At 44.7% G+C, this 347-nt stretch carries 2 tRNA genes; both read left to right on the plus strand.

The features are described from left to right. Positions 1-140 precede the first annotated feature (140 nt). A tRNA-Leu gene (locus C2M33_RS12735) sits at positions 141-225 on the plus strand. Positions 226-265: 40 nt separating this feature from the next. Continuing rightward, a tRNA-Gln gene (locus tag C2M33_RS12740) sits at positions 266-340 on the plus strand. Positions 341-347: the final 7 nt, after the last annotated feature.

The following is a 347-nucleotide window of genomic DNA, read 5'->3' on the forward strand; positions in this document are numbered from 1 at the left end:
TACCAAGAAAGTGAATAAGAAAACTCAAGCTAAGAGTTAAAATTAGCAAACCCTATGATGCGGGAGTGGCGGAATTGGCTGGTGTCTTGATTAGACGCTGGATTTAGGTTCCATTACTATATACTTGCATCACACTATGTGCGGGAGTGGCGGAATTGGTAGACGCGCTGGATTTAGGTTCCAGTAACTTCGGTTGTGAGAGTTCAAGTCTCTCCTTCCGCACCATGTTCTTGATAAGAACCAAAACTATCAACTTATTCTTTGTTGGGATATCGCCAAGCGGTAAGGCAGCAGGTTTTGATCCTGCCATTCCCAGGTTCAAATCCTGGTATCCCAGCCACTTTCTC

It is taken from the genome of Pseudoalteromonas sp. T1lg122 (genome assembly GCF_002964825.1).
GTDB lineage: Bacteria > Pseudomonadota > Gammaproteobacteria > Enterobacterales > Alteromonadaceae > Pseudoalteromonas > Pseudoalteromonas gelatinilytica.